This window comes from Actinomadura opuntiae (assembly GCF_030283205.1).
Lineage (GTDB): Bacteria > Actinomycetota > Actinomycetes > Streptosporangiales > Streptosporangiaceae > Spirillospora.
The window spans coordinates 140,011-166,010 of the sequence record NZ_JASNWF010000011.1 but is presented as its reverse complement, the minus strand read 5'-3'; the positions used below and the strand labels follow the sequence as shown (position 1 = coordinate 166,010).

19 protein-coding genes and 3 tRNA genes are annotated in these 26,000 nt (G+C 71.8%); 13 read left to right on the top strand and 9 right to left on the bottom strand.

Annotation, left to right across the window (positions count from 1 at the left end):
- Nucleotides 1-3: 3 nt before the first annotated feature.
- Nucleotides 4-1,875, top strand: coding sequence for a squalene--hopene cyclase (gene shc, locus QP089_RS24460; RefSeq protein ID WP_285914251.1), 1,872 nt, complete (start codon nt 4-6; stop codon nt 1,873-1,875).
- A gap of 109 nt (nt 1,876-1,984) precedes the next feature.
- Entirely contained in the window at nt 1,985-2,983 is a 999-nt protein-coding gene (hpnH, locus tag QP089_RS24455) for an adenosyl-hopene transferase HpnH (RefSeq protein WP_285914249.1), read from the top strand.
- 177 nt (nt 2,984-3,160) lie between these two features.
- On the opposite strand, the gene QP089_RS24450 is transcribed toward hpnH, so the two are convergent.
- On the bottom strand, nt 3,161-3,973 hold the full coding sequence (locus tag QP089_RS24450; protein WP_285914248.1) for an RNA polymerase sigma factor SigF: 813 nt from the start codon (nt 3,971-3,973) through the stop codon (nt 3,161-3,163).
- A 100-nt stretch (nt 3,974-4,073) separates the two neighbouring features.
- Nucleotides 4,074-5,135, bottom strand: coding sequence for a S1C family serine protease (locus tag QP089_RS24445; protein ID WP_285914247.1), 1,062 nt, complete (start codon nt 5,133-5,135; stop codon nt 4,074-4,076).
- A 198-nt stretch (nt 5,136-5,333) separates the two neighbouring features.
- On the opposite strand from QP089_RS24445, the gene QP089_RS24440 reads away from it, so the two are divergent.
- The gene (locus QP089_RS24440) at nt 5,334-5,963 is read left to right on the top strand and encodes a TetR/AcrR family transcriptional regulator (RefSeq protein ID WP_285914246.1); all 630 of its coding nucleotides are present in this window, start codon (nt 5,334-5,336) and stop codon (nt 5,961-5,963) included.
- A gap of 56 nt (nt 5,964-6,019) precedes the next feature.
- On the opposite strand, the gene QP089_RS24435 is transcribed toward QP089_RS24440, so the two are convergent.
- From QP089_RS24435 to QP089_RS24420, 4 genes are all read right to left on the bottom strand, one after another.
- Nucleotides 6,020-8,578 carry a glycosyl hydrolase family 18 protein gene (locus QP089_RS24435; RefSeq protein ID WP_285914245.1) on the bottom strand — a complete coding sequence of 853 codons (2,559 nt, stop codon included), beginning with the start codon at nt 8,576-8,578 and terminating at the stop codon, nt 6,020-6,022.
- 43 nt (nt 8,579-8,621) lie between these two features.
- Entirely contained in the window at nt 8,622-10,388 is a 1,767-nt protein-coding gene (locus QP089_RS24430) for a chitinase (protein ID WP_285914244.1), read from the bottom strand.
- Nucleotides 10,385-11,944 carry a chitinase gene (locus QP089_RS24425; RefSeq protein WP_285914243.1) on the bottom strand — a complete coding sequence of 520 codons (1,560 nt, stop codon included), beginning with the start codon at nt 11,942-11,944 and terminating at the stop codon, nt 10,385-10,387. The genes QP089_RS24430 and QP089_RS24425 overlap by 4 nt, the downstream gene beginning before the upstream one ends.
- A gap of 251 nt (nt 11,945-12,195) precedes the next feature.
- A complete protein-coding gene (locus QP089_RS24420) occupies nt 12,196-12,897 on the bottom strand; it encodes a TetR/AcrR family transcriptional regulator (protein ID WP_285914241.1) in 702 nt (233 codons plus the stop codon).
- 105 nt (nt 12,898-13,002) lie between these two features.
- Here QP089_RS24420 and QP089_RS24415 point away from each other — a divergent pair, with 105 nt between their 5' ends.
- On the top strand, nt 13,003-14,766 hold the full coding sequence (locus QP089_RS24415; RefSeq protein ID WP_285914239.1) for an MFS transporter: 1,764 nt from the start codon (nt 13,003-13,005) through the stop codon (nt 14,764-14,766).
- Here QP089_RS24415 and QP089_RS24410 read toward each other — a convergent pair.
- From QP089_RS24410 to QP089_RS24400, 3 genes are all read right to left on the bottom strand, one after another.
- A tRNA-Val gene (locus QP089_RS24410) sits at nt 14,748-14,819 on the bottom strand. The genes QP089_RS24415 and QP089_RS24410 overlap by 19 nt on opposite strands.
- 34 nt (nt 14,820-14,853) lie before the next feature.
- A tRNA-Cys gene (locus QP089_RS24405) sits at nt 14,854-14,924 on the bottom strand.
- A gap of 40 nt (nt 14,925-14,964) precedes the next feature.
- A tRNA-Gly gene (locus QP089_RS24400) sits at nt 14,965-15,036 on the bottom strand.
- Between the two features lie 144 nt (nt 15,037-15,180).
- Between QP089_RS24400 and QP089_RS24395 the strand changes: the two genes are divergently transcribed.
- The 9 genes from QP089_RS24395 (at nt 15,181) to QP089_RS24355 (ending at nt 25,998) form a co-directional block, all read left to right on the top strand.
- The gene (locus tag QP089_RS24395) at nt 15,181-15,882 is read left to right on the top strand and encodes an ArsR/SmtB family transcription factor (RefSeq protein ID WP_285914238.1); all 702 of its coding nucleotides are present in this window, start codon (nt 15,181-15,183) and stop codon (nt 15,880-15,882) included.
- Complete coding sequence (locus QP089_RS24390; protein WP_285914235.1) at nt 15,867-16,916, top strand: chorismate-binding protein; 1,050 nt, start codon at nt 15,867-15,869, stop codon at nt 16,914-16,916. The genes QP089_RS24395 and QP089_RS24390 overlap by 16 nt, the downstream gene beginning before the upstream one ends.
- Nucleotides 16,849-17,703 (top strand): aminotransferase class IV, encoded by an 855-nt coding sequence (locus QP089_RS24385; RefSeq protein WP_285914234.1) that lies wholly within the window; start codon nt 16,849-16,851, stop codon nt 17,701-17,703. Before QP089_RS24390 ends, QP089_RS24385 begins: the two co-directional genes overlap by 68 nt.
- A gap of 81 nt (nt 17,704-17,784) precedes the next feature.
- The gene (locus QP089_RS24380; protein WP_285914233.1) at nt 17,785-19,212 is read left to right on the top strand and encodes an extracellular solute-binding protein; all 1,428 of its coding nucleotides are present in this window, start codon (nt 17,785-17,787) and stop codon (nt 19,210-19,212) included.
- Nucleotides 19,184-20,146: a carbohydrate ABC transporter permease gene (locus QP089_RS24375; RefSeq protein WP_285914232.1), complete on the top strand. Its 963-nt coding sequence runs from the start codon at nt 19,184-19,186 to the stop codon at nt 20,144-20,146. The genes QP089_RS24380 and QP089_RS24375 overlap by 29 nt, the downstream gene beginning before the upstream one ends.
- Entirely contained in the window at nt 20,143-20,970 is an 828-nt protein-coding gene (locus QP089_RS24370; RefSeq protein ID WP_285914231.1) for a carbohydrate ABC transporter permease, read from the top strand. Before QP089_RS24375 ends, QP089_RS24370 begins: the two co-directional genes overlap by 4 nt.
- Complete coding sequence (locus tag QP089_RS24365; protein WP_285914230.1) at nt 20,970-22,097, top strand: ABC transporter ATP-binding protein; 1,128 nt, start codon at nt 20,970-20,972, stop codon at nt 22,095-22,097. Before QP089_RS24370 ends, QP089_RS24365 begins: the two co-directional genes overlap by 1 nt.
- A complete protein-coding gene (locus tag QP089_RS24360) occupies nt 22,094-23,293 on the top strand; it encodes a CehA/McbA family metallohydrolase (protein ID WP_285914228.1) in 1,200 nt (399 codons plus the stop codon). Before QP089_RS24365 ends, QP089_RS24360 begins: the two co-directional genes overlap by 4 nt.
- Nucleotides 23,284-25,998 (top strand): glycoside hydrolase family 38 N-terminal domain-containing protein, encoded by a 2,715-nt coding sequence (locus QP089_RS24355; RefSeq protein WP_285914226.1) that lies wholly within the window; start codon nt 23,284-23,286, stop codon nt 25,996-25,998. The genes QP089_RS24360 and QP089_RS24355 overlap by 10 nt, the downstream gene beginning before the upstream one ends.
- Nucleotides 25,999-26,000: the final 2 nt, after the last annotated feature.

Here is a 26,000-nt window from a genome sequence, read left to right as displayed (position 1 = left end):
CGAATGACCACGACGCAAGCCCCCGGACTCACCGAAGCGGCCGGGGCCGCCGTCGACGCGGCCCGCGACCACCTGCTCGGCCTGCAGTCGGCCGAGGGCTGGTGGAAGGCCGAGCTGGAGACCAACGTCACCATGGACGCCGAGGATCTGCTGCTGCGCCAATTCCTCGGTATCCGCACCGCGGACGAGACCGCCGAGGCGGCCCGCTGGATCCGCTCGCAGCAGCGCGACGACGGGACGTGGGCGAACTTCTACGGCGGCCCGCCGGACCCGTCCACCACCATCGAGGCCTACGTCGCGCTGCGGCTGGCCGGCGACGCGCCCGACGCCGAGCACATGCGCAAGGCCGCCGCCTACGCGCGCGAGGCCGGCGGCATCGAGGGCAGCCGGGTGTTCACCCGCATCTGGCTCGCGCTGTTCGGCCAGTGGTCCTGGGACGACCTGCCCGTGATGCCGCCCGAGCTGATGTTCCTGCCGAGCCGGTTCCCGCTGAACGTCTACGACTGGGCCTGCTGGGCGCGGCAGACGATCGTGCCGCTGACGATCCTGGGGTCGCTGCGGCCCGTCCGGTCGCTGCCGTTCGACCTGCCCGAGCTGCGCGCGGGCCGGCGGCCGGAGCGCAGGGCGACCGGCTGGGGCCGGGCGTTCAACGCCCTCGACCGGTTCCTGCACGTGTACGAGAAGGCCCCGGTGCGGCCGCTGCGCACCGCCGCCCTGCGCCGCGCGGCCGAGTGGATCGTGGCGCGGCAGGAGGCGGACGGCTGCTGGGGCGGCATCCAGCCGCCCTGGGTGTACTCGCTGATGGCGTTGAGCCTGCTCGGCTACGACCTGGACCATCCGGTGATGAAGCGCGGCCTCGCCGGGCTCGACCGCTTCACGATCCGCGACGAGAAGGGCCGCCGGCTGGAGGCGTGCCAGTCGCCCGTCTGGGACACCGTGCTCGCGATGAACGCGCTGTCGGACGCGGGCGCGCCCGCCGGCGACCCGGCACTGCTGCGCGCCGCCCGCTGGGTCGTCGGCGAGGAGATCCGCGGGCCGGGCGACTGGTCGGTGCGGCGGCCGGACCTGCCGCCGGGCGGCTGGGCGTTCGAGTTCGACAACGACCTGTACCCCGACACCGACGACACCGCCGAGGCGATCCTGGCGCTGCGCCGCTCCGGGCTGCCCGAGGCCGAGGTCCGCGGGCCGATCGACCGGGCCGTCCGGTGGATGGCGGGGATGGCGTCCAAGGACGGCGGGTTCGCCGCCTTCGACGCCGACAACACCCGGGAGCTGTGCACCAAGCTGCCGTTCTGCGACTTCGGCGCGGTCATCGACCCGCCGTCGGCGGACGTCACCGCGCACGTCGTCGAGGCGCTCGCCAAGGAGGGCCACGCGGAGTCGCCCGTCGCCAAGCGCGCCGTCGTGTGGCTGCTGAAGGCGCAGGAGCCGGACGGCTCATGGTTCGGCCGCTGGGGCGCCAACCACGTCTACGGCACGGGCAGCGTGGTGCCCGCGCTGATCGCCGCGGGCGTCCGCCCGGGCAAGCCGCAGATCCGCCGTGCCGTGGCGTGGGTGGAGCACCACCAGAACCCCGACGGCGGCTGGGGCGAGGACCTGCGCTCCTACGACGACCCGTCCTGGATCGGGCGCGGCGAGTCTACCGCGTCGCAGACCGCGTGGGCGCTGCTGGCGCTGCTCGCGGCCGGAGAGCGGTCGCCGGCGGTGGAGTCCGGCGTCCGCTGGCTCGTGGAGCACCAGCGCCCGGACGGCACCTGGGACGAACCCCAGTTCACCGGCACCGGCTTCCCCGGCGACTTCTACATCAACTACCACCTGTACCGGCTGGTGTTCCCGATCAGCGCCCTCGGCCGCTACCTGGGGCGTGCGGCGTGACGCGGCCGACCGGGCACGAGCACGTCGAGGGCACGCCCGGCGAAGCGCCGCGCTCCACCGTGCCGACCACCGAATTCACCTTGCCGAAGGAGGTTCGACCATAATGCCGATGCCAGTGCGCCAGAGCGTCCGCGTCGCATCGCACATCTTGAGCAACAAGGTGCGCGGCAAGGACAAGTTCCCGCTCATCATGGAGCTCGAACCGCTGTTCGCCTGCAACCTCAAATGCGCGGGCTGCGGCAAGATCCAGCACCCGGCCGACGTGCTGAAACGGCGCATGCCGGTCGAGCAGGCCATCGCCGCCGTCAAGGAATGCGGCGCCCCGATGGTGTCGATCGCGGGCGGCGAACCGCTCATGCACCCGCAGATCGGCGAGCTGGTCGACGAGCTGGTGAAGATGAAGAAGTTCGTGTTCCTGTGCACGAACGCGCTCCTCATCCCCAAGAAGCTCGACAAGTTCAAGCCGTCGCCCTATTTCGCCTTCACCGTGCACATCGACGGCCTGCAGGAACGGCACGACGAGTCGGTCTGCAAGGAGGGCGTGTTCGACGAGGCGGTCGCCGCCGTCAAGCTGGTCAAGGAACGCGGCTTCCGGGTCACCACCAACACCACGTTCTTCAACACCGACACCCCGCAGACCGTCATCGACGTCCTGAACTACCTCAACGACGACCTGCAGGTCGACGAGATGATGCTCTCGCCGGGCTACGCCTACGACAAGGCGCCCGACCAGGAGCACTTCCTCGGCGTGCAGGAGACGCGCGAGCTGTTCAAGAAGGCGTTCGCCGACGGCAACCGCAAGCGGTGGCGGCTCAACCACTCGCCGCTCTTCCTGGACTTCCTGGAAGGCAGGGCCGACTTCGGCTGCACGGCATGGGCGATCCCGTCCTACTCCCTGTTCGGCTGGCAGCGTCCGTGCTACCTGATGTCCGACGGCTACGCGAAGACCTACCAGGAACTGCTCGACGACACCGACTGGGAGTCCTACGGCCGCGGCCGCGACCCGCGCTGCGCGAACTGCATGGCGCACTGCGGCTACGAGCCGACCGCGGTCTTCAAAACACTCGGCTCCCTGAAGGAATCCTTGCGCGCCCTGCGCGAGAACTGAAATTACCCAGGGGGCTGTGTTTTCCCAGGGGGGCGACCCCCTGGAACCCCCGTCAACGACTGGCGGGTTGTTCTACGCTCCGCTAGCGCTCCGCGTAGAACAACCCGCCAGTCGTCGGGCGTGCCCCGCTCCGCTCGCTCCGCGTGCCCGCCCGTGCTCACCCCAGCGCCTGGGGCGTCATACTCCGTACATTTGCTCGCGTAGGTGTTGCAGGGTCTTGCTGAGTAGGCGGGAGACGTGCATCTGGGAGATGCCGAGCTCCTCGGCGATCTGCGACTGGGTCTTGTTGCCGAAGAACCGCAGCAGCACGATCGTGCGTTCCCGTTTCGGCAGCTCGGCCAGCAGGCCGTGCAGGGCCTCGCCGTCGACGACGTGCTGCAGCGCGGCGTCCTCGCAGCCGAGCCGGTCCGCGAGCGGGCTCGCCTCGGGGTCGCCGTCGCTGCTGCCGTCCAGGGAGAGCGGGCGGTAGGACTCCCACGCGAGGAGGGCGTCGGTGACCTCCTCCGCGGTGACCCCGAGGAGGGCGGCGAGTTCGCCGGGTGTGGGGGAGCGGCCGTGCGTCTGCACGAACCGCTGGGTGGCCTGCTGGATCTGGGGGCGCAGCTCCTGGATGCGGCGCGACACCCGGATCCCCCAGGTGCGGTCCCGGAAGTAGCGGCGGACCTCGCCGAGCACCATCGGATAGGCGTAGACGACGAACTGGCCGCCGCGTTCGGGATCGAACCGGTTGATCGCGTTGACGAGGCCCAGATAGGCCACCTGGGCCAGGTCCTCCACCGGTTCGCCGCGGTGGGCGTAGCGGTGCGCGATCCGCTGCACCAGCGGCGCGTACATCCGGACGAGCGCCGCGCGCAGTTCTTCCCTGCGCGCCGCGCCCACGCCCGGACGGTTCATCTCCATCAGCAGCGCCTCGGCGGACCCGTCCGCCGGGGGACCGTCCGCTCGGGGCGGAACCGCGGCCGACGACGCGGGGGAGCTCAGGTCGATCACCTCCTGTCGATACCGGGGATCTAATACATCGTCTCACGATGTATTAGGCCGCAATAAGCCCGTCCGAACAAACCGTCGTGTGCGGGGGTGCGGCTAGGTATCAGCTCGAGCCGGGCAGCTGCCCGAGCGTCACCGACACCTGCTTCTTCGTTCCGTCGGGCTGCTGGACCTGCACCTTGATGCTGTCACCGGGCTTGAGGCCGGCCAGCAGGCTCCCCAGCGACGTCGGGTCGGGGGTGGGCGTGCCGTTGACCGCGGTGATCAGGTCGCCGGGCTTGATCCCGGCCTGGTCGGCCCCGCCCCCCTTCGCCACCCCGACGACGGCGACCGCGACGGGCCGCCCGCTGGCCGGGTCGACGATCGCGCGGACGGTCACGCCCAGCGCCGCCCGCCCGGACTGCGACACCTTCCCGTTCTGGATCAGCTGCGGGACGATCTTCTTCACCGTGTTGCTCGGCGTGGCGAACCCGATCCCCACGGCCGCGCCGCCCATCTGCGGGTCGGAAGCCGCCGCGGTCGGGATGCCGATGACCTGGCCGCTCAGCGTGACCAGGGCGCCGCCGCTGTTGCCGGGGTTGATCGGCGCGCTGGTCTGGATGGCGTCGGCGATCGTCGCGCCGGGGAACGCCCCCTCCTGCTTGGTGGACACCGTCCGGTTCAGCGCGGACACGATCCCGTTCGTCACGCTTCCCGCCAGGCCGAGCGGATTGCCCATTGCCAGCACGATCTGCCCGACGTCGGCCTTGCCGGAGTCGCCCCAGCTCGCCGGCCGCAGGGAGCCGCCGTCCACCTTCACCACCGCAAGGTCGTCGGCCGCGAACGAGCCGACGAGGCTCGCATTGAGCGGGCTGCCGCCCCCGGACGTCGTGACCTCGATCTTGTGCGCTCCGGCGACCACGTGCGCGTTCGTCACGATGTCGCCCTTGGCGTCGTAGACGACGCCCGACCCCTCGCCCTGGTCCGTCGCGATCTTCACCACCGACGGGAGGACGCTGTCCACCACCTTCTCGTACTGCTGCTGCAGCTGCTGCGCGCTCCCGCTGACCGGCGCCGACGCGTCCGCGCGCGCTTTCGGGGACCCGTCCGAACCGCTGCATCCCGCCAGCGCCACCATGCCCGCCGCCGCCAGCGCGCCCGCCTTGACCCTTGTCTTCCTTTCCACAGGTTCACCTCCGGATATGTCGTTCCCGCCACGCGAGAATTAGCCGTTACGGACCGTGACGCCGCCGGGCCCGACCGGCTGAAGTGCGGAGACAGTCCCCGTTTGTGGGCAGGGTCACTCGGCGGCGCCCCGGACCCCGAAGCGACCGGGGCGGAACTAACTGGAGGGCGACCGTCCGCTTGATGCTAGGTTGGGGGCATGGACGCGACCTTCGCCGCGGTGGACCGGCTGCTGGACGACGGGACCGGGCACCGGCCCCGCGCCGACGCCCGGCGCAACGTGGAGCGCCTGGTGGCGGCCGCCCACGAGGCCGCCCGGGAGTCCGGGTCGCAGATCACCGCGCACGACGTCGCGCGCCGCGCGGGCGTCGGGATCGGCACCTTCTACCGCCGCGTCGGCTCCCTCGAGGACCTGCTGAAGGCCGTCCTGGACGAGCTGATCGGCGAGATCACCGCGGCGGCCGACGCGTGCCTGGCCGCCGACGACCCGTGGGAGGGGTTCCGCGAGTTCGCCGCGGCCTACGTCCGCCGCCGCAACGAGTTGTGCGACATCAACGAGGCGCTCGGGCACGTCCTCGACCATTCGCGCGCCGACCTGCGCGACCGCATCCGCAGGCTGGTCGAGCGCGCGCAGGAGGCGGGCGCCATGCGCGCCGACGTCAGCTGGACCGACGTGGCGTTCCTGCTGGTGTCACCGGCGACCGGCCCGCACACGCTCGGCCTGCGGGCGGGCGACCGGCAGTGGGACCGCAACCTGCACATCATCCTGGACGGCCTGCGCGCCCCCGGCTCCGGTGACCTGACCGGCGAGCCCCCGCAGGAGCTCTGACAGGGTCAGGGCCGGCGCCGCGCGGGGGAGACGGCGCCGGCCCTGAGTGCAGGGGGTCAGCTCAGGCCGTCGTCGAGCGCCTTGGTGAGCACGCCCGGGTCACCGGACATCTCCCAGATCATTGCGCCCAGCAGGTGCTTGCTCTTCAACCAGGCCGTCTTCTTGCCGATCGACCAGGCGTCGTCGAACGACCACCACTGGCCACCGTCGCCGGTGAAGCACGACGTCGCGACGGCCTGCTCGTCGTGCGCGATCGCGCAGTTCGGCACGCTGGAGATCAGGTTGCCGTAGCCGCGTGTCCCCGCCTCCTCCGGGAACTGGCCGGGCGCCGCGCCCTTGGCGGCCTGCCATTGGCCGCCCTTGCCGCCGTCGGACACGCCCTGCCAGCCGCGGCCGTAGTAGGCGAGCCCGATCGTCAGCTTGCGCGGGTTCACCCCTGCGCCGAGGTAGGCGTCCACCGCGTTCTCGACGCTGAAGTGGAACGGGTACGGGTCGTCGGTGTCGGTGTAGAGGTTGCCCTGGTGGCCGGTGCGGTTCGGCTCCCAGGAGTTGTCGCTGCCCGAGCCGTGGAAGTCGTAGCCCTGGACGTTGAAGATGTCCAGCGACCTGGCGACCTGGGGCAGGTCCCAGCCGGACTGGATCTTCGCCGGGTCGGCGGGGGTGAACGCGGTCAGCTCGTAGCGCTCGCCGCCCTGCGCGGTCAGCGCGTCCAGCTGCCGGCGGAACTCGGCGATCAGCAGCGTGTTGTTCTGCTTGTCGGCCGCGCTGACGTGGTTGCCCGGGTGCCCTTCCGAGCCCGGCCACTCCCAGTCGAGGTCGATGCCGTCGAAGATCCCGGCGGCCGTGCCCGGCCCGCCCGCGTTCTCGTATTCGGGCAGGTTTCCCTTGATGTAGGTGTCGATGCAGGAGCTGACGAACTTCTTGCGCGAGGCGTCCGTCGCGGCGACGTCGGAGAAGTACTTGGAGTACGTCCAGCCGCCGATCGAGATGAGGACCTTCAGCTTCGGGTACTTCGCCTTCAGCTTCCTCAGCTGGTTGAAGTTGCCGCGCAGCCTCTCCCAGCCGGTGTCGGCGACGCCGTCCACCGACTGCGCGGCGCTGAACGGGCGGCCGTAGTCGGCCTCGGCGTCGCCCGCGCCGTCGCCCTGGTTCGGGTCCTCGGGGTCGGACGTGGTGCCCTTCGTGACGCCCTGCAGGCAGGTCAGGTTCTTCGGGTCGATGTTGGCGAACGCGTAGTTGAGGTGGGTGAGGCGCGCGGCGTTGCCGGTCGTGTCCAGGTTCTTCACGAAGTACTGCCGCCCGTAGATGCCCCACTGGACGAAGTACCCGACGCGCGCGTAGCCGCCGACCACGTCGTCGGTCGTGACCTTCACCGCCGCGCTCTCCGCCGACAGGTTGTCGTACAGGTCGCGGGCCCGCACGGTGAAGGAGTACTCGGTGGACGGTGACAGTCCCGCGACGGTCGCGGAGGTCCCGGTCACCGTCGTGGCGACCTTCCCGTCCAGCAGCACGTCGTAGTTGGCGACGCCGGTGTTGTCGGACGAGGCGTTCCACGCGAGCTTGACGCCGGCGGAGTCCTTGCCGGTGCTGTGCAGCCCGGACGGAACGGACGGCGCCTGCGTGTCATCGGCCGGGTCGTTCGTCTTCACGGTCACCGGCGCGCTCGCGGGGGAGAGGTTCCCCTTCCGGTCGCGTGCCTTGACCGTGAACGTGTACTGGGTGTTCGGCGTCAGGCCCGTGACGGTGGCGCCGGTGTCCGGCACCGTCGTGGCGAGCGCCGACCCGTTGTACACCTCGTACGCCGTGACCGGCAGGCTGCCGGCCTTCGCCGCGTCCCAGCTCAGCGAGACGGTCTTGGTCGTCTTCACCGTCACTTTCAGCCCGCCCGGCGCGCTCGGCGGGACGTCCGCGGACCCGTCGCAGTTGGCGTCGTTGACGCGGCAGCTCGTCGGCTCCGCGCCGGACCTGCTGACGGTGAACGCCGGGCTGTACGGCTCGGTAGTCCTTCCGGCTCCGACCGTCGAGTTGTAGTAGGTGGACGTCAGGGTCACCGTGGTGCCGCTCTGGCTGATCGACCCGTTCTCGGCGTCGCTCGCCGTCACGCCCGCCGGAAGGTCGAACACGATCGTCCAGCCGTTCACGGCCGTGTCGGTGTTGTTCGCGACGACGAACTTGGCCCGCGTCCCGTTGACCGAGTACTCGGCCGTCACCGCCTTCACCGTCGGCGGCGGATCGCCGCTCCCGTCGCAGCTCGCCCCGTTCAGCAGGCAGTTCGCCGGCTGCGCGGCGGAGCTGAGCGTGAACGTCGGGCTGTACGGCTCGGTGCTCCCGCCCGCCTTGACGGTGTTGATGTAGAACGCGGGCGTGAGCGTCACCTTCGTGCCGTTCTGTGACACCGTCGCGTTCTGCGGGCTGCTCACCGTCACGCCCGACGGCAGCTCGAACGTGAGCTTCCAGCCGGTCACGTCGGACGTTCCGGGGTTGCTGACCACGTACTTCCCGGTCGTCCCCGACAGGCTGAACGCCGCCGTCAGCCGCGCCGCCGCGTGCGCGGGAGCGGCCGCCAAGGCCGCGACGACCACGAACGACACCAGGAGCGCGAGGAATCTTCGCATGCCGAACACCTACTTCCGGGGTGGAGGGATCTCGGTGGACGCGTCAGGGGAGGGCGTCGAGGAGCGGCCGGTGGGCGTTCATGAACTCCCAGCCGTAGTAGCGGTCCCAGTTGATCGACCACGTCATCAGCCCGCGCAGGTCCGGCGACGTCCCGCCGCGCAGCGCGTACGAGCCGCACCCCTGCCCCTTCACCAGGCAGGTGACGGCCTGCTGCACCTGCGCGGGCGGCGTGTACCCGTTGCCCGCGCTGACGGCGGCGGGCAGCCCGATGCCGATCTGGTCGGGACGCAGCCCCGGGAACGCGTGACCGGTGTTCGCGACCGGGAACCCGGCCTTCAGCATGTCGGTCATCGCGACGTGGAAGTCGGCGCCGCCCATCGTGTGGTACTGGCCGTCCAGGCCCATCACCGGGCCGGAGTTGTAGTCCTGGACGTGCAGGACGGTCAGGTCGTCGCGCAGCGCGTAGATGACCGGCAGGTACGCGCCCGTCCGGTCGTCGCTACCGCCCGAGCCGCCGTAGAACTGGTATCCGACCTGCACGAAGAACGTCTCCGGTGCCATCGTCAGCACGAACTTCGCGCCGTACCGCGCCTTGAGCGAGCGCAGCGCCGAGATCAGGTTGACGATCACCGGCGTGGTCGGAGCGCGGAAGTCGGTGTCGCCGGGATCCAGGGACAGCGAGTGGCCCTCGAAGTCGACGTCGAGCCCGTCCAGCCCGTACCGGTCGATGATCTCCGACACCGACTGGACGAACGCGTCCCGCGCCGCCGCGGTGGTGAGCCGCACCTGACCGTTCTGGCCGCCGATCGACAGCAGCACCTTCTTGCCCCGCGCCTGCTTGGCGCGGACGGCCGCGATGAAGTCCGCGTCGCTCTCGGCGTTCGGGCAGTCGCTCACCGGGCACCGGGTGAACCCGATCTCCCCGGACGTCGGCGACGTCGGCTCGCCGAACGCCAGGTCGATGATGTCCCAGGCATCGGGGACGTCCGCCATCCGCACGTAACCGGAGCCGTTGGCGAACGTGGAGTGCAGGTATCCGATCAACGCATGCTTGGGGAGCCCGCTGTCGGTGCAGCCGCTCGTCCGCCCGCTGACAGGCGCCGACTTGGCGGACTCGCCAACATCGTTGTAGGCGGCCACCACGTACGTGTGGGAACTACATGCCTTCAGGCCCGACACGGTCGCGCTCGTACCGGTCACCGTGGCCCGCACATCGGATCCTTCATAGACCCGGTAGCCGGTGACCGTCCCGGAGGACGCACCCCATGACAACGCCAGCGAACCGTCCGTGACAGCGCCCAGCTTCGGCGCACCGGGGGTACCGGGCACTCCCGGCACGGGCTGCCCGCCGGGGCCGTCAAGCACGACATCGTCCGCGTAATAGGTCCCGTTGCCGTACCAGCCGTGCAGGAAGACCTCTGTCGAAGTCTGTGCCGCACCTGTGGTGAAGGAGACCGACAACTGGGTGAAGCCGGTAGCGGACGGCGTCCAGCGAGACGCCCCGCCGGTCACGCCCAGGTAGACGTACGAGCCCCGCACCCAGGCCGACAGCGTGTACGCGGTGTTCGGCTTCACGCTCACGGTCTGCGTGCACTGCCCGGTATCGCCCGCCGTCACGCCGCCGGCCAGCGCGTACGAGCCCGTCCGCACCGGACTGGTCGTCACCGACCCGCCCGAGCACGACCACCCGTCCAGCGAACCGCTCTCGAAACCGCCGTTGACCAGCACGTTGTCCGCACGCGCGGGCCCGGTGACGCCGATCAGCAGCCCGGCCACGAGGACCGCCACGGCCCAGATCCGCGCGCTCACGGCAGCGTGTCCAGGTGCGCGCCGACGGTCCTGGCGAAGCCGCCGCCGTCGGTGACGTCCCAGTTGATGGACCACGTCATCGCGCCGCGGATGTCCGGATAGGTGTGCGGCGGCTTGAACGATCCGCACCCGGTGCCCTTGGCGAGGCAGTCAAGGGCGTCATCGACGATCGACGGCGCCACGACCCCGCCGCCCGCCGCGCCGGGCCCGGCCGGCAGTCCCAACGCGACCTGGTCGGGCCGCAGCCCGTTCTCCAACTGGATGCACGCCAGCGCGGTCATGAAGTCGACCGAGCCCTGCCCGTACACCTTCTGGTCGCAGCCGAGCATCGCGCCCGAGTTGTAGTACTGCATGTTGACGACGGTGAGGATGTCCTTGATCTTCAGCGCCAGCTGGAAGTAGGACCCGCCGGTCGACTGCATGTCCACCGTCTGCGGCGCCATCGTGATGATGAGGTCGCCGGCCTTCGCCCGCAGCGAGCGCAGCGCCTGCTCCATGTACGCGGGGTTCAGCCCGTTCTCCAGGTCGATGTCCACGCCGTCGAACCCGTACTCGGACATCAGCGCGCTCATCGAGCCGGCGAACGCCGCCGCCGACGCCGCGTCCGACACCCGGATCGCGCCCTTCTCCCCGCCGACCGACAGGATGACCTTCTTGCCCTTGGCGTGCAGCGCCGCGATGTCCGCCTTGAATTGCGCGTCGGTGTACCCGCCGAGCGCGCTGGACAGCTCCGGGTGGAGTTGGAACGCGACCTCGCCGGGCGTCGCGGTGGCCTCCCCGAACGCCACCGCGATCAAGTCGTACTGGTCGGGCACCTGCGACAGCTTCAGCTCCTGCGCCGCGTTCACGAAGTCCTGCCAGTATCCGGTCAGGAAGTGCCGGGGGAGGGGCCCGGTGGCGCACCCGCTGGTCGTCCCGGTGACCGCGTCGCTCGCGTCGGACTCTCCGTCCGCGCCGTACGCCTTCACCATGTACGTGTGCGTCGAGCACTTGTCGAGCCCCGAGATGACGGCACTGGTGCCGCTGACCGTCGCCCGCACATCGGCGCCCTCGTACACCCGGTATCCCGTCGGCGTCCCGGATCCGGCGCTCCATGACAGCGTCAGCGACGAGTCGGTCCGCGCGGTGATCCCGGGCGCGCCGGGCCGGCCCAGCCCGCCCGGCTCGCTCGCCCCCTCGCACGGCTGCCCGTTGAAGGTGCATTTCTCCGGACTCCCGGGACCGCTCCCGAGGAACCCGAACGTCACCGACCCGCCCGCCGGGATCGTGGCGTTGTAGTCGCGGTTGACGAACGTCTGGTGCTGCCCGTCCTTGGTCAGGACGGCGTCCCAGAACGACCCGATGGACGTCCCGGCCGGCAGGTCGAACGCGACCCGCCACCCGTTGATCGCGGTGCCGGACCCGTTGGTGAGCGTGAACCGCGCCTGCCAGCCCGACCCCCAATCCGAGGTCTTGGCGAACACGGCGGACGGCCGGCCGTCGGCCCGGGCCCCGGGCGCCAGGGCGAGGACCAGCAGGAGAGCGGCGAGGACACTGAGAACCGAGCGGGAGCGCAAGACTCACTCCAGGTGCCGAAGGTGACGGATTCCCCCGAACCCCGAGTCGCTATTTGATAGGAAGGTTTCCTATTAATTCGACAACGTAACCGCCGCCCGCCCGCCCGGCAACCCCCGCCCGGACACCCCCGCGCCAACCACCCCAGCTAGCACACCGAACCACCCGACAGCCCACCGAATCTCGGCACAAACCACCAAAACAACCGAGCATCCCCGGCAAGCCCTGCCAACGGCAGGAGCGTCCGCAGCCTTCAGTAGGCGGCCTGGAGCCGGTCCCGATGGGCGTCGATCATCGTGCGGAACATGGCGACGACCTCGGTGCCGAAGGCCGCCACCCGCTCCGGCGCGGGATCGTCGACCTCCAGGCTGCGGCGCAGGACCTCGGCGAGCAGGTCGGCCCGCTCGGCCAGTGGGAGCGCGCCGGAGTCGGCGCCGAAGAACCCGAGCATGACGCTGCCGAGGACGTGGCCCGCCGCCTCCGGGCTCAGGCCGGCGCGCAGCACCCCGGCGTCCTTCATCAGCGTCAGGTAGTCGGGGTTGCCCGCCATCTCCTGCTGGGCTGAGCGGACCGTCTCGTCCTCGGCCAGGCCGCCGAGCACCTCGGCGTCGGCGAGCAGCAGCGCCCGCACCAGCGGACGTCCCGCCACCTCGACGAACATGGCGCGCATCAACGCGTGCGGCAGCGCGAACCACGGGTCGCGGCGCAGATCGACGAGGACCTTCTCGAAGAGGTCGACGGCCTCGCGTTGCAGCACCGCCCAGAACAGCGCCTCACGGGTGTGCCAGTGCAGGTAGACGGTCCCCTTGCCGATACCGGAGAGGCGGGCGACGTCGTCGATGGTGACCCGCCGGTAGCCGTGCTTGTTCAGCAGGTCGGCGGTGACGTCGAGGATGCGTTCCGCGCGCTGCTGCCGGGCACCGGAGCCGGCGGCCAGCCGGGAAGGACGGGGCACGCACTCAGCATACCGACCGAGACGATTGACCAATTTTAAAAATTAGTCATACCGTAGAAGCGCAGCACGGCGACCGACCGCCCCTCCAGAGAGAAGACGTCTCCCATGCCAGTCACAGGTACGGACCGGCCGCTGCGGACGCGCTGGTGGGCGGTGGGCGCGCTGACCCTGAGCATCCTGGTCATCGGCCTGGACACCTACGTGCTCGCGACCGCGCTGCCGACCCTGTCCGCGAAGCTGGACGCCTCCACCAGCCAGCTCCAGTGGATCACCGCCGCCTACACCCTGGCCTGGTCCGGGCTCCTGCTGCCGGCCGGCAAGCTCGGCGACCGCATCGGCCGGCGCGCGGTGCTCGTGGCCGGCCTGGCGGTCTTCGGCGCCGCGTCGGTGGTCGCCGGCCTGGCCGACGACGCCGACCAGCTGATCGCCACCCGCGCGTTCATGGGCGCCGGCGCCGCGATGATCATGACGCTCGCCCTCGCGCTGATCCCGGTCCTGTTCCCCGACGAGGAGGAGCGCAAGCGCGCGGTCACCGTGACGACCGTCGGCACCATGCTCGGCATGCCGCTCGGCCCGCTGCTCGGCGGCTGGATCCTGGCCCACTTCGCCTGGGGCTGGGTGTTCCTCATCAACGTGCCGGTGGTCGTGCTGAGCCTGGCCGGTGTCCTGCTGTGGGTGCCCGAGAGCCGCGACCCGTCCGCTCCGTCCCTCGACTGGCCGGGCGCGCTCGCGGCCGTCGCCGGCGTCACCGGCCTGGCCTACGGGATCATCCAGCAGCCCGTCCACGGCTGGGGCGACCCCACCGTGCGTGCCGGCCTCGCCGGCGGCACGCTGTTCCTGGCGCTGTTCCTGCTGCGCCAGCGCACCGCCGCGACGCCCCTGGTCGACCTGCGGCTCTTCCGCAACCGCGGGTTCACCTGGGGCACCATCGCCTTCGCCATGATCAGCTTTGCCATGATGGGGGCGCTGTTCGTGCTGACCGTCTACCTCCAGATCGTGCAGGGCAACGACGCGGAGGGCACCGGCCTGCGGCTCCTGCCGATGATCGGGGCGATGCTGGCCGCCGCAGCCCTCGGTGAGCAACTCGCCGCGAGACTGGGTCAGAAGGCGGTCATCCTCACCGGGATGCTGGTATCGGCCTGCGGACTGGGCGTGCTCGCCAACGCTGGCAGCGGCTACGGGATCGTCGCGCTCGGCCTCGCCGTCTTCGGTGCGGGGCTCGGCTTCAGCATCCCGCTGTCGGTCGACGTCGTGCTCGGCGCGCTGCCCGTCGACCAGGCGGGCACCGGCAACGGGATGTCCCGGACGCTGCAGAACATCGCCGTGTCGTTCAGCACCGCGATCATCGGCAGCGTCCTCAACAGCGGCTACCGCGACCGGCTGGCGAGCGCGCTAGGCGGCCTGCCCGAGACCGCCCGTCGCTCCGCGAACGCCAGCGTGGCAGGCGCGCACGGCGTCGCCGCGCACCTGCCGACCGGCGCGTCCGGGCGTCTGACCACGGCCGCAGACCGCGCCTACGCACACGGCATGAGCACGGCCCTAGAAGTCGGCACGACCGTCCTGGCAGTCACCTTCGCCCTAACCCTGGCCTTCCTGCCAAGCCATGCCCACACGACGCCCCCGACGCCGCAACGGCAGCCGAACCAGAACCAACGCCTTAACGCGACCTCACCAAACCCGAACGCGCGCCCAAGAAGAAACCCGAACCAGATCAGCGACAGCACCCCGAGGGGGCGTGGGGGGCGGAGCGCCCCACATCGGGGGTCCGGGGGTCGCCCCCCGGGCAATACGACGAAGGAGTGGCGGGAAAGGAGCCACAGGCTCCGACCACACCACTCCCAACTCCGAAGTGGGCGATACTGGGATTGAACCAGTGACCTCTACCGTGTCAAGGTAGCGCTCTCCCACTGAGCTAATCGCCCGCGCGCGTGGTCTCCGGGGGAGTCACGGCGGTTGAGGTGGAGACGGGATTTGAACCCGTGTACACGGCTTTGCAGGCCGTTGCCTCGCCTCTCGGCCACTCCACCAGAAGAGACCTTCTGGGTCACAGCCTGAAAGGCCCCTCAGAGCGGAAGACGGGATTTGAACCCGCGACCCTCACCTTGGCAAGGTGATGCTCTACCCCTGAGCCACTTCCGCGCGTGCTGCCCGGTGCCTTGCGGCCCGTTGCGGCGACGGGGAAAACCTTAGCGCGTCCGGGGCCGTTCCCCAAACCGGGTTTCCCGGCGTGCCGGGCCGGATGCTTCGACGCGGGTCGAAGGGTGCGGCGCATAGGGTCGTGGCATGGCGGAACTTGTCGTTACTTCGGACATCGCGCCGGTGGCGGCGCTGCTGGCCGACCGGGCGCGCGCGGCGATGCTGACGGCGTTGCTGGACGGGCGTCCGCTGGCGGCGGGGGAGCTGGCGCGGGCGGCGGAGGTGAGCGCGCAGACGGCGAGCGCGCATCTGGCGCGGCTGCTGGACGCGGGGTTCGTCTCGGTGGTGAAGCAGGGGCGGCACCGCTACTACCGGCTGCAGAACGCCGAGGTGGCGCAGGTGATCGAGGCGCTGTCGCGGCTCGGTCCGCCGGTGAGGGTGCGGAGCCTGCGGCAGTCGCGGGACGCGCGGCGGCTGCACCAGGCGCGGACGTGCTACGACCATCTGGCGGGCGAGGCCGGGGTGGCGCTGTTCGCGGCGCTGGTGGACGGCGGCCTGCTGGAGCGGGACGGCGAGGAGTCGTACGAGGTCACCGAGAAGGGCGAGGACCGGCTGGGCGCGCTGGGGCTGGACGTGCCGGCGCTGCGGCAGGCGCGCCGCAGGTTCGCCTGGCACTGCCTGGACTGGACGGAGCGGCGCCCGCATCTGAACGGGGCGCTGGGCGCGGCGCTGACGGACCGGATGATCGAGCTGGGCTGGTTCGAGCGGGGGCCGACGCGGCGGGCGCTGACGGTGACGGAGGCGGGGCTGAAGGGCCTGGCAGATTCGTTCGGGTGCGTGCTGGTGTGAGCTTCGCCTATGCGGGCGGGCGGCTGGCCACGGGGCTCGCGGAGGTGACGGGCGATCCGGCGGCGCTGGATTCGCGCGGCTGGTGGGCGGTCGTGGTCACCTACGAGGGCGAGGTCACGTGCGCGCGGTTCGAGCGCGTCCGGGAGGCGCCTCACCCCGGCGGTGCTTGGCCGGGCGTGGGGGAGTGGGAGAGCTCGCTGGACGAGGCGGCGTACGTCGCCGGTGTCGAGCGGATCAGGGCGGAGATCGCGGACGGGGTCGTCTACCAGGCGAACCTGTGCCGGGTGTTGTCGGCGGAGCTGCCGGCCGGGGCGGACATCGCCGGGCTCGGGGCGCGCCTCGCGCGGGGTAATCCGGCGCCGTACGCGATGACGCTGCGGATCCCGGGGCTGGAGGTCGCGTCGGCGTCGCCGGAGCTGTACCTGTCGCGGGACGGGGACGTGGTGGAGTCCCGCCCGATCAAGGGCACCGGCCGGACGGCGGCCGATCTGCTGCCCAAGGACCGCGCCGAGAACGTGATGATCGTCGATCTCGTCCGCAACGACCTGGGCCGCGTGGCGGCGACGGGATCGGTGCAGGTCCCGGCACTGTGCGAGGTGGAGGAGCATCCCGGCCTCGTCCACCTGGTGTCGACGGTCCGGGCGCGGCTGGAGGACGGCGCGGGCTGGCCGGAGCTGCTCGCCGCGACGTTTCCTCCCGGTTCGGTGACGGGCGCGCCGAAGTCGAGTGCGCTGACTCTGCTGGATGAACTCGAACCCGTCCCCCGCGGCCCGTACTGTGGGGCCGTCGGCTGGGTGGACGCGGATTCCCGGCGCGGCGCCCTCGCGGTGGGCATCCGGAGCTTCTGGGCGCGGGACGGCCTGTTGCGCTTCGGCACGGGCGCCGGCATCACGTGGGGGTCCGATCCGCACCGCGAATGGCGCGAGACCGAGCTGAAGGCGGCTCGGCTATTGGAGGTGGCTTCGGGTGACGGCGCAGGCCCACGGGGGCGGGCGGGCCAGGATCTGGCTGAACGGCGAGCTGGTCGACCCTGAGCGGGCCGTGGTGTCGGTGTTCGACCACGGCATGCTGGTCGGCGACGGCATCTTCGAGACGGTGAAGGCGGCGCACGGCGAGCCGTTCGCGCTGACCCGGCACCTGCGGCGGCTGGCGGCCTCGGCGGCGGGCCTCGGCCTTCCCGAGCCCGACCACGACGCGCTCGCGCAGGGCGTGCTGGAGGTGCTGGCGGCGGCGCCGAGGTGGCCGCTGGCGCGGATCCGGATCACCTGCACGAGCGGCCCCGGGCCGCTGGGCTCGGCGCGCGGCGACGCGGGCCCGACGGTGTCGATCATCGTGGACGAGCAGGCGCCGTTCCCCGCCACCGCCGACGTCACCGTGGTGCCGTGGCAGCGCAACGAGCGCGGCGCGCTCGCCGGCCTGAAGACGACCTCGTATGCCGACAACGTGCTGGCGCTCGCCTACGCCAAGGAGCGCGGCGGCGGCGAGGCGATCTTCGGCAACCTCGCGGGGAACCTGTGCGAGGGCACCGGCAGCAACGTGTTCGTCGTCCGCGGCGGGCGGCTGGTGACGCCGCCGCTGTCGTCGGGCTGCCTGGCCGGGGTGACGCGGGCGCTGGTGCTGGAGTGGTGCGGCGGCGAGGAGGAGGACCTCCCGCTGGAGGAGCTGTACCGCGCGGAGGAGGCGTTCCTGACGTCCACGACCCGCGACATCCAGCCGATCCGGGCGGTGGACGGCACCGTCCTCTCCGAGGCCCCGGGGCCGATCACCGCCAAGGCGATGGAGGCGTTCGCAGCCCGCGCCGCCGAGCTGATGGATCCCTGACCCAAGAAAACGATCTCGTGGGTCTTTACGTGATCGCGTTCTTCGGTGACGTTAAGTGGTGACGCTTGTAGGAGGTCACCCATGGTCATCTCCCGTAGGGACTTCTCCAGAAGGCGGATCGGCGCGGCGGCCGCACTCGTGCTGGCGGGCGCGGCGCTCGCCGGCTGCGGCGGCGGCGGATCCTCGACCGATCCGAATCGGGGCAAGGACGCCAAGAGCTTTACCCTCACCGTCACCCGGAACGCCATCGCCGGCGGCAAGAACGCCGGCGAGGCCGAGTGGATCGCCAACACCGTCATCCCGAAGTTCGTCGCCGCCGAGAAGGCCAAGGGGATCACCGCGAAGGTGACCTTCCGCGGGCAGGGCGTGGACGACGAGGCCTACAAGACCAAGCTCGCGCTGGACCTGAAGTCGCGGTCCGGCGCCGACATCATGGACATCGACGGCATCTGGCTCGGCGAGTTCGCCCAGGCCGGGTACATCAAGCCGCTCGGCGAGGAGGTCGGCGTCAAGGCGGACGCCTGGGACGGCTGGTCGCAGATCCCTGGATCGGTCCAACAGCTGGCGCTGTTCGACGGCAGGAAGTACGGGATCCCGTCCGGCACCGACGGGCGCCTGCTCTACTTCAACAAGAAGCTGTTCGCGGAGGCCGGCCTGCCCGCCGACTGGCAGCCCAAGAGCTGGCAGGACATCATCGCGGCCGGACGCGCGCTCAAGAAGCTCCCCGGCGTGACCCCGATCCAGTTGGACGCGGGCACCGCGATGGGCGAGGCCACCAGCATGCAGGGCGTCCTGCCGCTGCTGGCCGGCGCGGGCGCGCAGATCTACCAGGACGGCAAGTGGACCGGCGGCGGCCAGGCGCTGAAGAACGTCCTCGGCCTGTACGCGCAGATCTACGGCTCCGAGGGCCTCGGCGATCCGAAGCTCCAGGAGGAGGCCAAGGGCCGCGACAAGTCGTTCGAGGAGTTCGCCGCCGGCAAGATCGGCGTCCTGGCGGAGGGCGACTACCTCTGGCGCGACGTACTGAACCCCAAGGACGGCGTCGCGAAGATGAAGACCCGCGACTCCGACGTCGGGTTCGCGCTGATCCCGGCGGTCTCTCCGGGCAAGGGCGTGCGCGGCCAGTCGTTCGTGAGCATGTCGGGCGGGCCGCTCACCGTGATGAACCCGAACACCAAGTACCCGCAGCAGGCGTTCGAGTTCATGGCGTTCATGAACTCGGCGGAGATGGTCAAGGCGCGCACCGCGGGCACGCCCGAGATCACGTCCCGGACGGACGTGAACAAGCAGATCCTCGCGGGCGACCCGCTGCTGACGTTCGTCTCCGAGAAGGTCCTGCCGGTCACCTCCTACCGTCCCGGCCTGGCGGTCTACCCGCAGGTGTCGACGGCGCTGCAGGAGGCGACGGCGGCGGTCGTGTCGGGCAAGGGCCCCGAGCAGGCCGCCGCGCAGTACACCAAGAAGCTGGAAGGGATCGTCGGTGGCCCCTCTCACGTCTCCACCCGGTGAGGCGGCGCGCCGCGGCACGGCCGCGGCGCCCGCCGGCGGGGACGCGGCGGGGCTCGGACGCGGGCGCGCGGCGGCGTTCGTCGCGCCCGCGCTGGTCCTCGTCGCGGTGTTCCTCGTATTCCCGGCGCTCTGGACGCTCTACCTCGGCACGACCGACTACCGGCTGACCGGGATCGCCGCCAGCGACCCGAAGTTCGTCGGCGCGCGCAACTACGGCGACGTGCTCGGCGACGGCGACTTCCACCATTCGCTGTGGCTGACGCTGCAGTTCGTGCTCGGCTCGGCGGTGATCGGGCAGACGCTGCTCGGGTTCGCGATCGCGTGGGTGATGCGCGACCGCAAGGGGCTGGTGCGGCGGGTCGTCGAGGCGCTGGTGCTGCTGGCGTGGATCCTGCCCGGCTCGGTGATCGCGTTCCTGTGGATCGCGCTGCTGGACCGCGACGGCGGCACGCTGAACGCGCTGCTCGGCACCCCCGGCACGGCCTGGCTGATCGACCATCCGATGGCGTGCGTCATCGTGTTCAACGTCTGGCACGGCACCGCGTTCTCGATGATGCTGTACGGCGCCGCCCTCGGGAACGTTCCACCGTCGCATCTGGAGACGGCCCGGCTGGCCGGCGCGTCCACGCTCCAGACGCTGCGGGACGCGGTGTTCCCGCGCATCCGCGGGCACGTGCTGACCAGCCTGCTGCTGATCAGCCTGTGGACGTTCAACGACTTCACCCCGTTCCTGATCACGGCCGGCGGGCCGGACAGGCGGTCGGAGATCATGTCGGTGTACGTGTACCGGACCGCGCTCGGCGACGGCCGGCTCGGCTTCGGCGCCGCCATCTCGCTCGTCATGATCGTGATCAACCTGGTGATCGCGCTGGTGTACCTGCGCGCGCTGCGCGAGCGGGGCCGCCGCGAGTCGCGAGAGGCGGTGGCGGCGTGAACACGGTCGTCCGCGAGACGCTGCGGAGGATCGGGCTGGCGACGTTCGTGTCGGCCGTCCTCGGCTTCTTCGCTCTGCCGCTGCTGTGGCTGGCGTTCACCCCGTTCGACGCGAACCCCGGCATCGCGGCGTCGCTGCCCGACTTCACCCTGCACAACTTCAAGGTCCTCATGGACAACCCGTACGCGCTGGAATCGATGCGCAACTCGGTGCTGCTCGCCGCCGGGACGGCGCTGCTCGTGGTCGGCTGCGCGGCGCTCGCGGCGTACGCGCTGAGCCGCGTCCGGGTGCCGGGACGGGACGCGCTGCTGTACGTCCTGCTCCTGCTGTCGTCCATCATCACCGGGACGGCGGCGATGGTGCCGATCTTCCTGCTGGCCTTCAACCTGCACCTGATCGACTCGCGGCTCGGCGTGGTCCTCGTGCTCACCGGCGGGCTGCTCCCGGCCGCGATCTTCCTGCTCAAGGACTTCACGGACTCGACGCCCACGTCCTACGAGGAGGCCGCGCGGGTGTTCGGGGCGTCGCCGCTGCAGATCCTGCGGCACGTGGTCGTCCCGGTGATCCGTCCCGGCCTCGCCACGGTCGGGGTGTGGACGGTCGCGCAGGTGTGGGGCGACTTCCTGATGCCGTTCCTGCTGCTCCGCAACCCGGACAAGGCGCCCGCGTCCGTGATCATGTACACGTTCTACACCGAGGGCGGGCAGCCCGACCTGCCCCTGATCTCCACGTTCTCGCTGCTGTACTCCCTGCCGGTCGTGGTCATGTACCTGTTCGTGAGCCGCCGGTACGGGTTCCGCTTCCACGGAGGGATCAAGCGCTGATGGCGGCCATCACCATTCGGGAGCTGACCAAGGTCTATCCGGGCGGCGTGCGGGCCCTGGACGCGCTCGGCCTCGACGTGGCGGACGGCGAGTTCTTCGCGCTGCTCGGCCCGTCCGGCTGCGGGAAGACCACGCTGCTGCGGACCGTCGCGGGGCTGGAGACCGCGACGTCCGGGACGATCGCGCTCGGCGGCACCGACGTCACCCGGCTGCCGCCCGGCCGCCGCGACGTCGGCATGGTGTTCCAGGACTACGCGCTCTTCCCGCACATGAGCGTCCTGGACAACATCGCCTACCCGCTGAAGATCAAGAAGCGGAGCAAGGCCGACCGGCACGCCCGCGCCGCCGAGGCGGCCCGGTACCTGGGCCTGGACGGGCTGGGGAAGCGGCGTCCCGGCGAGCTGTCGGGCGGGCAGCAGCAGCGCGTCGCGCTGGCCCGCGCCCTGGTCGCCGAACCGCGGATCTTCCTGCTGGACGAGCCGCTGTCCAACCTCGACGCGCGGCTGCGCCTGGAGGCCCGCACGTTCCTCAAGCGGCTGCAGAAGGAACTGGCCGTGACGACCGTCTTCGTCACCCACGACCAGGCGGAGGCGCTCGCGCTCGCCGACCGGATCGCCGTCATGGAGAAGGGGCGCATCCGGCAGCTCGGCACGCCCACAGAGGTGTTCCGGCGCCCCGCGAACCTGTTCGTCGCGTCGTTCATCGGATCGACCCCTATGAACCTGCTGCCCGCACGCGTCGAGGAAGGGCGCGTCGTCGCGGCCGGCGCCGCCCTGCCCCTGCCGGACGAGCCGCGCGTGGCCCTGTCGGTGGGGGAGGAGATCGTCTGCGGGGTACGACCCGAATATCTCGACTACAGCGACCACCCGGTCGACGGCGCGTTCGCCGGGCGCGTGTCGGTGGTCGAGCACCTGGGCGGCAGCGCCCTGGTGACGCTGGACGTGGAGGGCGAGCCGTTGCACGTCGTCGTGGGGGAGGGGTGCGAGCCCGAGCCCGGTGACGAGGGCTGGGCGCTGCCCCGGCCCGGCCGCGTCCTGCTGTACCGCGACGGCGAGCTGGTGACCGCGGCGGACAGGCCCGGCGCGCCGGAACCGAGGATGGCCCCGACCGGGAAGGACAGCGGATGACCGTTCATCGGGGGAGATGGACTCTGGAGGACCGCCTCGAACAGGGCCTGCGGGAACTGCCGTTCGACGTGCCGCCCGGCACGGCGGCGGTCACGGTGGAGCTGTCGTTCGACGGCGGCGTCATCGACCTCGGCTGCGCCGGGCCCGGCGGGTTCCGCGGCTGGTCGGGCGGCGCCCGCCGCGCGTACACGGTCGCCGCGGACTGGGCGACGCCCGGCTACCTGCCGGGCGAGCTGGAACCGGGCACCTGGCACGTCTGGCTCGGCCTGCACCGGATCCCGCCCGACGGCGTGCCCTACGAGGTCACTGTGACCACCTCGTCGTCGCTGCCGCCGCGTCCGGAGGCCCCGGCGCCGCCGCCCCGCCCCGAACGCCCGCCGCGCCGGGATCTGCCCGCCCCGTCCGGGATGCGGTGGCTCGCCGGCGACCTGCACTCCCACACCGTGCACAGCGACGGGACGCTCACCGTCCACGAGCTGGCCTGCCTCGCCGCGTCGCGCGGGCTGGACTACCTCGCCGTCACCGACCACAACACCGTCAGCCACCACCCCGAACTGCCCGCCGCCGGCGCGCACGCGGGCGTCCTGCTGCTGCCCGGCCAGGAGGTCACCACCGACCTCGGGCACGCCAACGTGTTCGGCGACACCGGCTGGGTCGACTTCCGCCGCCCGAGCGCCGACTGGGCGGCGTTCGCGCAGGCGCGCGGCGGGCTGATGTCGATCAACCATCCGCTCAGCGGCGACTGCGCGTGGCGCCGCCCGCTGCCGCCCGAGTCGCGGCCGGGGTTCGCCGAGATCTGGCACTCGTCCTGGTGGGACCGGCGCTGGGGCGCGCCGCTGGCCTGGGCGGACGTGTGGCGGCCCACCGGAGTCGTCCCGCTCGGCGGCAGCGACTTCCACGACCCCGCGCAGTTCAAGAACCTCGGCGAGCCGGTCACCTGGGCGCTCACCGAGGACGACCGGGTCCTGGACGCCCTCGCCGCCGGGCGGGTGGCGATCGCGGCGGGCCCGGACGCCCCCGTCCTGCTGCGCGTCGAGGACGAGTTGATCGCGCTGGACGCCGACGGCACCGTCCTGATCCGGCCGGACGGGCGGCGCCTCGCCGTCCGCGGCGACAAGGTCCGGATCCCGGCGGAGGGGCCGGGGACGCACCGCCTGGAGACCCACGAGAACGAGGTGATCGCACTGTGCGGCTGAACCCCGCCGAGATCGTCGTCGTGCCCCACACCCACTGGGACCGCGAGTGGTACCTGCCGTTCCAGCGGTTCCGGCTGCGGCTGGTGTCGCTGATGGACGGCGTCGTCGACCGCATGGAGGCCGACCCGCGCTGGCGCTTCACCCTCGACGGCCAGATGGCCGCCGTCGACGACTACCTGGAGATCCGTCCGGAACGCCGCGAACGCGTCGCCGCGCTGGTGCGGGACGGGCGGCTGGCCGTCGGCCCCTGGCAGATCCTGCACGACGAGTTCCTGTGCTCGGGGGAGAACATCGTCCGCAACCTCGAGCTCGGGATGCGCCGCGCCGACGAGCTGGGCGCGGCGATGATGGTCGGCTACCTCCCCGACCAGTTCGGACATTGCGCGCAGACGCCGCAGATCCTCCGGCTCGCCGGGATCGAGCACGCGTGCGTGTGGCGCGGCGTCCCCGACCGGGTCCGCACCCGGTCGTTCGCGTGGGAGGCGCCGGACGGCACCGCGGTCCGCACCCAGTACCTGCCCGAGGGCGGCTACGGCAACGCCGCGTCGATGTTCGAGGACTTCGGCGACGGCGCGTCGCTGCTGCCCGGCCGCGCCGCCGGGTTCGCCGAGGCGATGAGCCCCTGGTACCCGGACGGCGGGGCCCTGCTGGCGATGTACGGCGCCGACCACACCGCGCCCGCCGCCGACCTCGCCGACCGGATCGGCGGCGCCGGCGCCGACATGCGCCTGGACACCCTCGCCGGGTACTTCGCCGCCCAGGACCCGTCCAGCGGCGGCCTCCCGCGCGTGCAGGGGGAGCTGCGCTCGCACGCCCGCGCCAACATCCTGCCCGGCGTGATCTCGGTCCGCCCGCGGCTGAAGCAGCTGATGGGACGCGCCGAGCGGCTCGTCGAGCGCTACGCCGAGCCGCTCGCCGCGCTCTGGTACACCGGCGACGCGCAGCGGTTCCTCGACCTGGCCTGGCGTCGGCTCATCGAGGTCAGCTGCCACGACTCGGTCACCGGCTGCGGCAGCGACGAGACCGCCGAGCAGGTCGCCGCCCGGATGGCCGAGGCCGAGCAGCTCGGACGGGCCGTCTGCGACCTGGTCACCGCCGAGCGCGCCGCCGCCGTCCCGCTCGGCGCGCACCTGGCCTTCAACCCGACGCCGCACGCCCGGACGGGCCTGGTGTTCCTCGACGTCCCAGGCGACGGCGGAGCGGGCCTGGCAACGGGCGACGGGCGCCCGGTGCCGGTCCAGGTGCTCGAGACCGCGCCGACCGTGCTGGACGACGCCGTCCATCCCGCGTCCGCCCTGCCCGTCCTGCTGGAGCGGGTGTACGGGCGGGTGCTGTTCGGGCAGGAGATCCGCGACTGGTCGGTATCGCGGGACGACCGCACCCTCACCTTCCACGTCACGGCCCGCGCGGACACCCCGTTCGACATCGGCGACGTGCGGGCGGCGCTGCGCGACGCCGAAGGGGAGTGGCGGGTGCGGATCCTGGCCGACCCGCGCCGCGAGGTCGCCGCGCTCGTCGATGCGCCGCCGCTGGGCCTGGTGACCGTCCGCCCCGGAGGTCCGGACGCCGCCCCGGACGTCCCGGTCACAGCCGACGGCCGCGTCCTCGACAACGGGCTGCTGCGCGCCGAGATCCGCGACGACGGCACGATCGGCCTCCGGACATCCGGCGGCGGCGTGGTCGAGGGCGTCGGGCGGATCATGGACGGCGGCGACCTCGGCGACTCCTACAACTACGCCCCGCCCGCCGCCGACCGCCTCGTCGGCGACCCTGTGTCGGTGCGGGTGGAGCCGGTCTGGGACGGCCCGCTGGTCGCCGCGCTCGACATCGTCCGGACGTACCGCTGGCCCGCGTCCGGCGACGTCGCGGGCGACGCCCGGTCCGCGGCGGAGGAGGACGTCAGCGTCGTCACCCGCGCCGAGCTGCGCACCGGCGAACCGTTCCTGCGGCTGCGCGTCACCTTCGACAACCGCTGCGCCGACCATCGCGTCCGCCTGCACATGTCGCTGCCACGCCAGGCAGGCTCGTCGTTCGCCGAAGGCCAGTTCGCGGTCGTGGAGCGCGGGCTGACGGCCGAGGGCGGGTTCGGGGAGCGGCCGGTGCCGACCTATCCCGCGAACGGGTTCGTCGCCGCCGGCGGCCTCGCCGTCCTGCTGGAGCACGTCACCGAGTACGAGGTCACCGGCGGCGGACGCGAGCTGGCCCTCACGTTGATGCGCTCGATCGGCTACCTGTCGCGCGACCGCAACGCCTACCGCGACCAGCCCGCCGGCCCGCAGCTGCCGACCCCGGGCGCGCAGTCGCGCGGCGAGCGGACGGTCGGGATGGCGATCATGCCGTACGGCGGCGAACGGCCCGGTCACGACGTGACCGATGCCGCCGAGCGGTACCGGCACGACCTGCTCACCGCCACCGGCTACGGACCGGCGGACGCGCCCGCCCCGCCCGCGCGGGACGGCCTCTCGATCACCGGCCCCGGCGTCGCCATGACCTCGCTGCGCCCCCGCGGCGACGGCTGGATCGAGACCCGGCTGGTCGCCCAGACGACCGAGCCCACCACCGCCGTGCTGCGCGGGACGTTCACCGAGGCCGTCCGCGCCGACCTGCGCGGACGCCCCGGCCTGCCCCTCGACGTGCACGACGGCACCACCACGCTCGCGTTGCGGCCCTGGGAGATCGCAACGGTCCGCCTGCGCACCGGCTAGCC

Excerpts from the sequence above, each read along its gene's own strand:
- QP089_RS24380 (WP_285914233.1), top strand. The coding sequence starts at position 17,785 with ATGGTCATCTCCCGTAGGGACTTCTCCAGAAGGCGGATCGGCGCGGCG.
- shc (WP_285914251.1), top strand. The coding sequence starts at position 4 with ATGACCACGACGCAAGCCCCCGGACTCACCGAAGCGGCCGGGGCCGCC.
- QP089_RS24365 (WP_285914230.1), top strand. The coding sequence starts at position 20,970 with ATGGCGGCCATCACCATTCGGGAGCTGACCAAGGTCTATCCGGGCGGC.
- QP089_RS24395 (WP_285914238.1), top strand. The coding sequence starts at position 15,181 with ATGGCGGAACTTGTCGTTACTTCGGACATCGCGCCGGTGGCGGCGCTG.
- QP089_RS24435 (WP_285914245.1), bottom strand. The coding sequence starts at position 8,578 with ATGCGAAGATTCCTCGCGCTCCTGGTGTCGTTCGTGGTCGTCGCGGCC.
- hpnH (WP_285914249.1), top strand. The coding sequence starts at position 1,985 with ATGCCAGTGCGCCAGAGCGTCCGCGTCGCATCGCACATCTTGAGCAAC.
- QP089_RS24415 (WP_285914239.1), top strand. The coding sequence starts at position 13,003 with ATGCCAGTCACAGGTACGGACCGGCCGCTGCGGACGCGCTGGTGGGCG.
- QP089_RS24360 (WP_285914228.1), top strand. The coding sequence starts at position 22,094 with ATGACCGTTCATCGGGGGAGATGGACTCTGGAGGACCGCCTCGAACAG.
- QP089_RS24440 (WP_285914246.1), top strand. The coding sequence starts at position 5,334 with ATGGACGCGACCTTCGCCGCGGTGGACCGGCTGCTGGACGACGGGACC.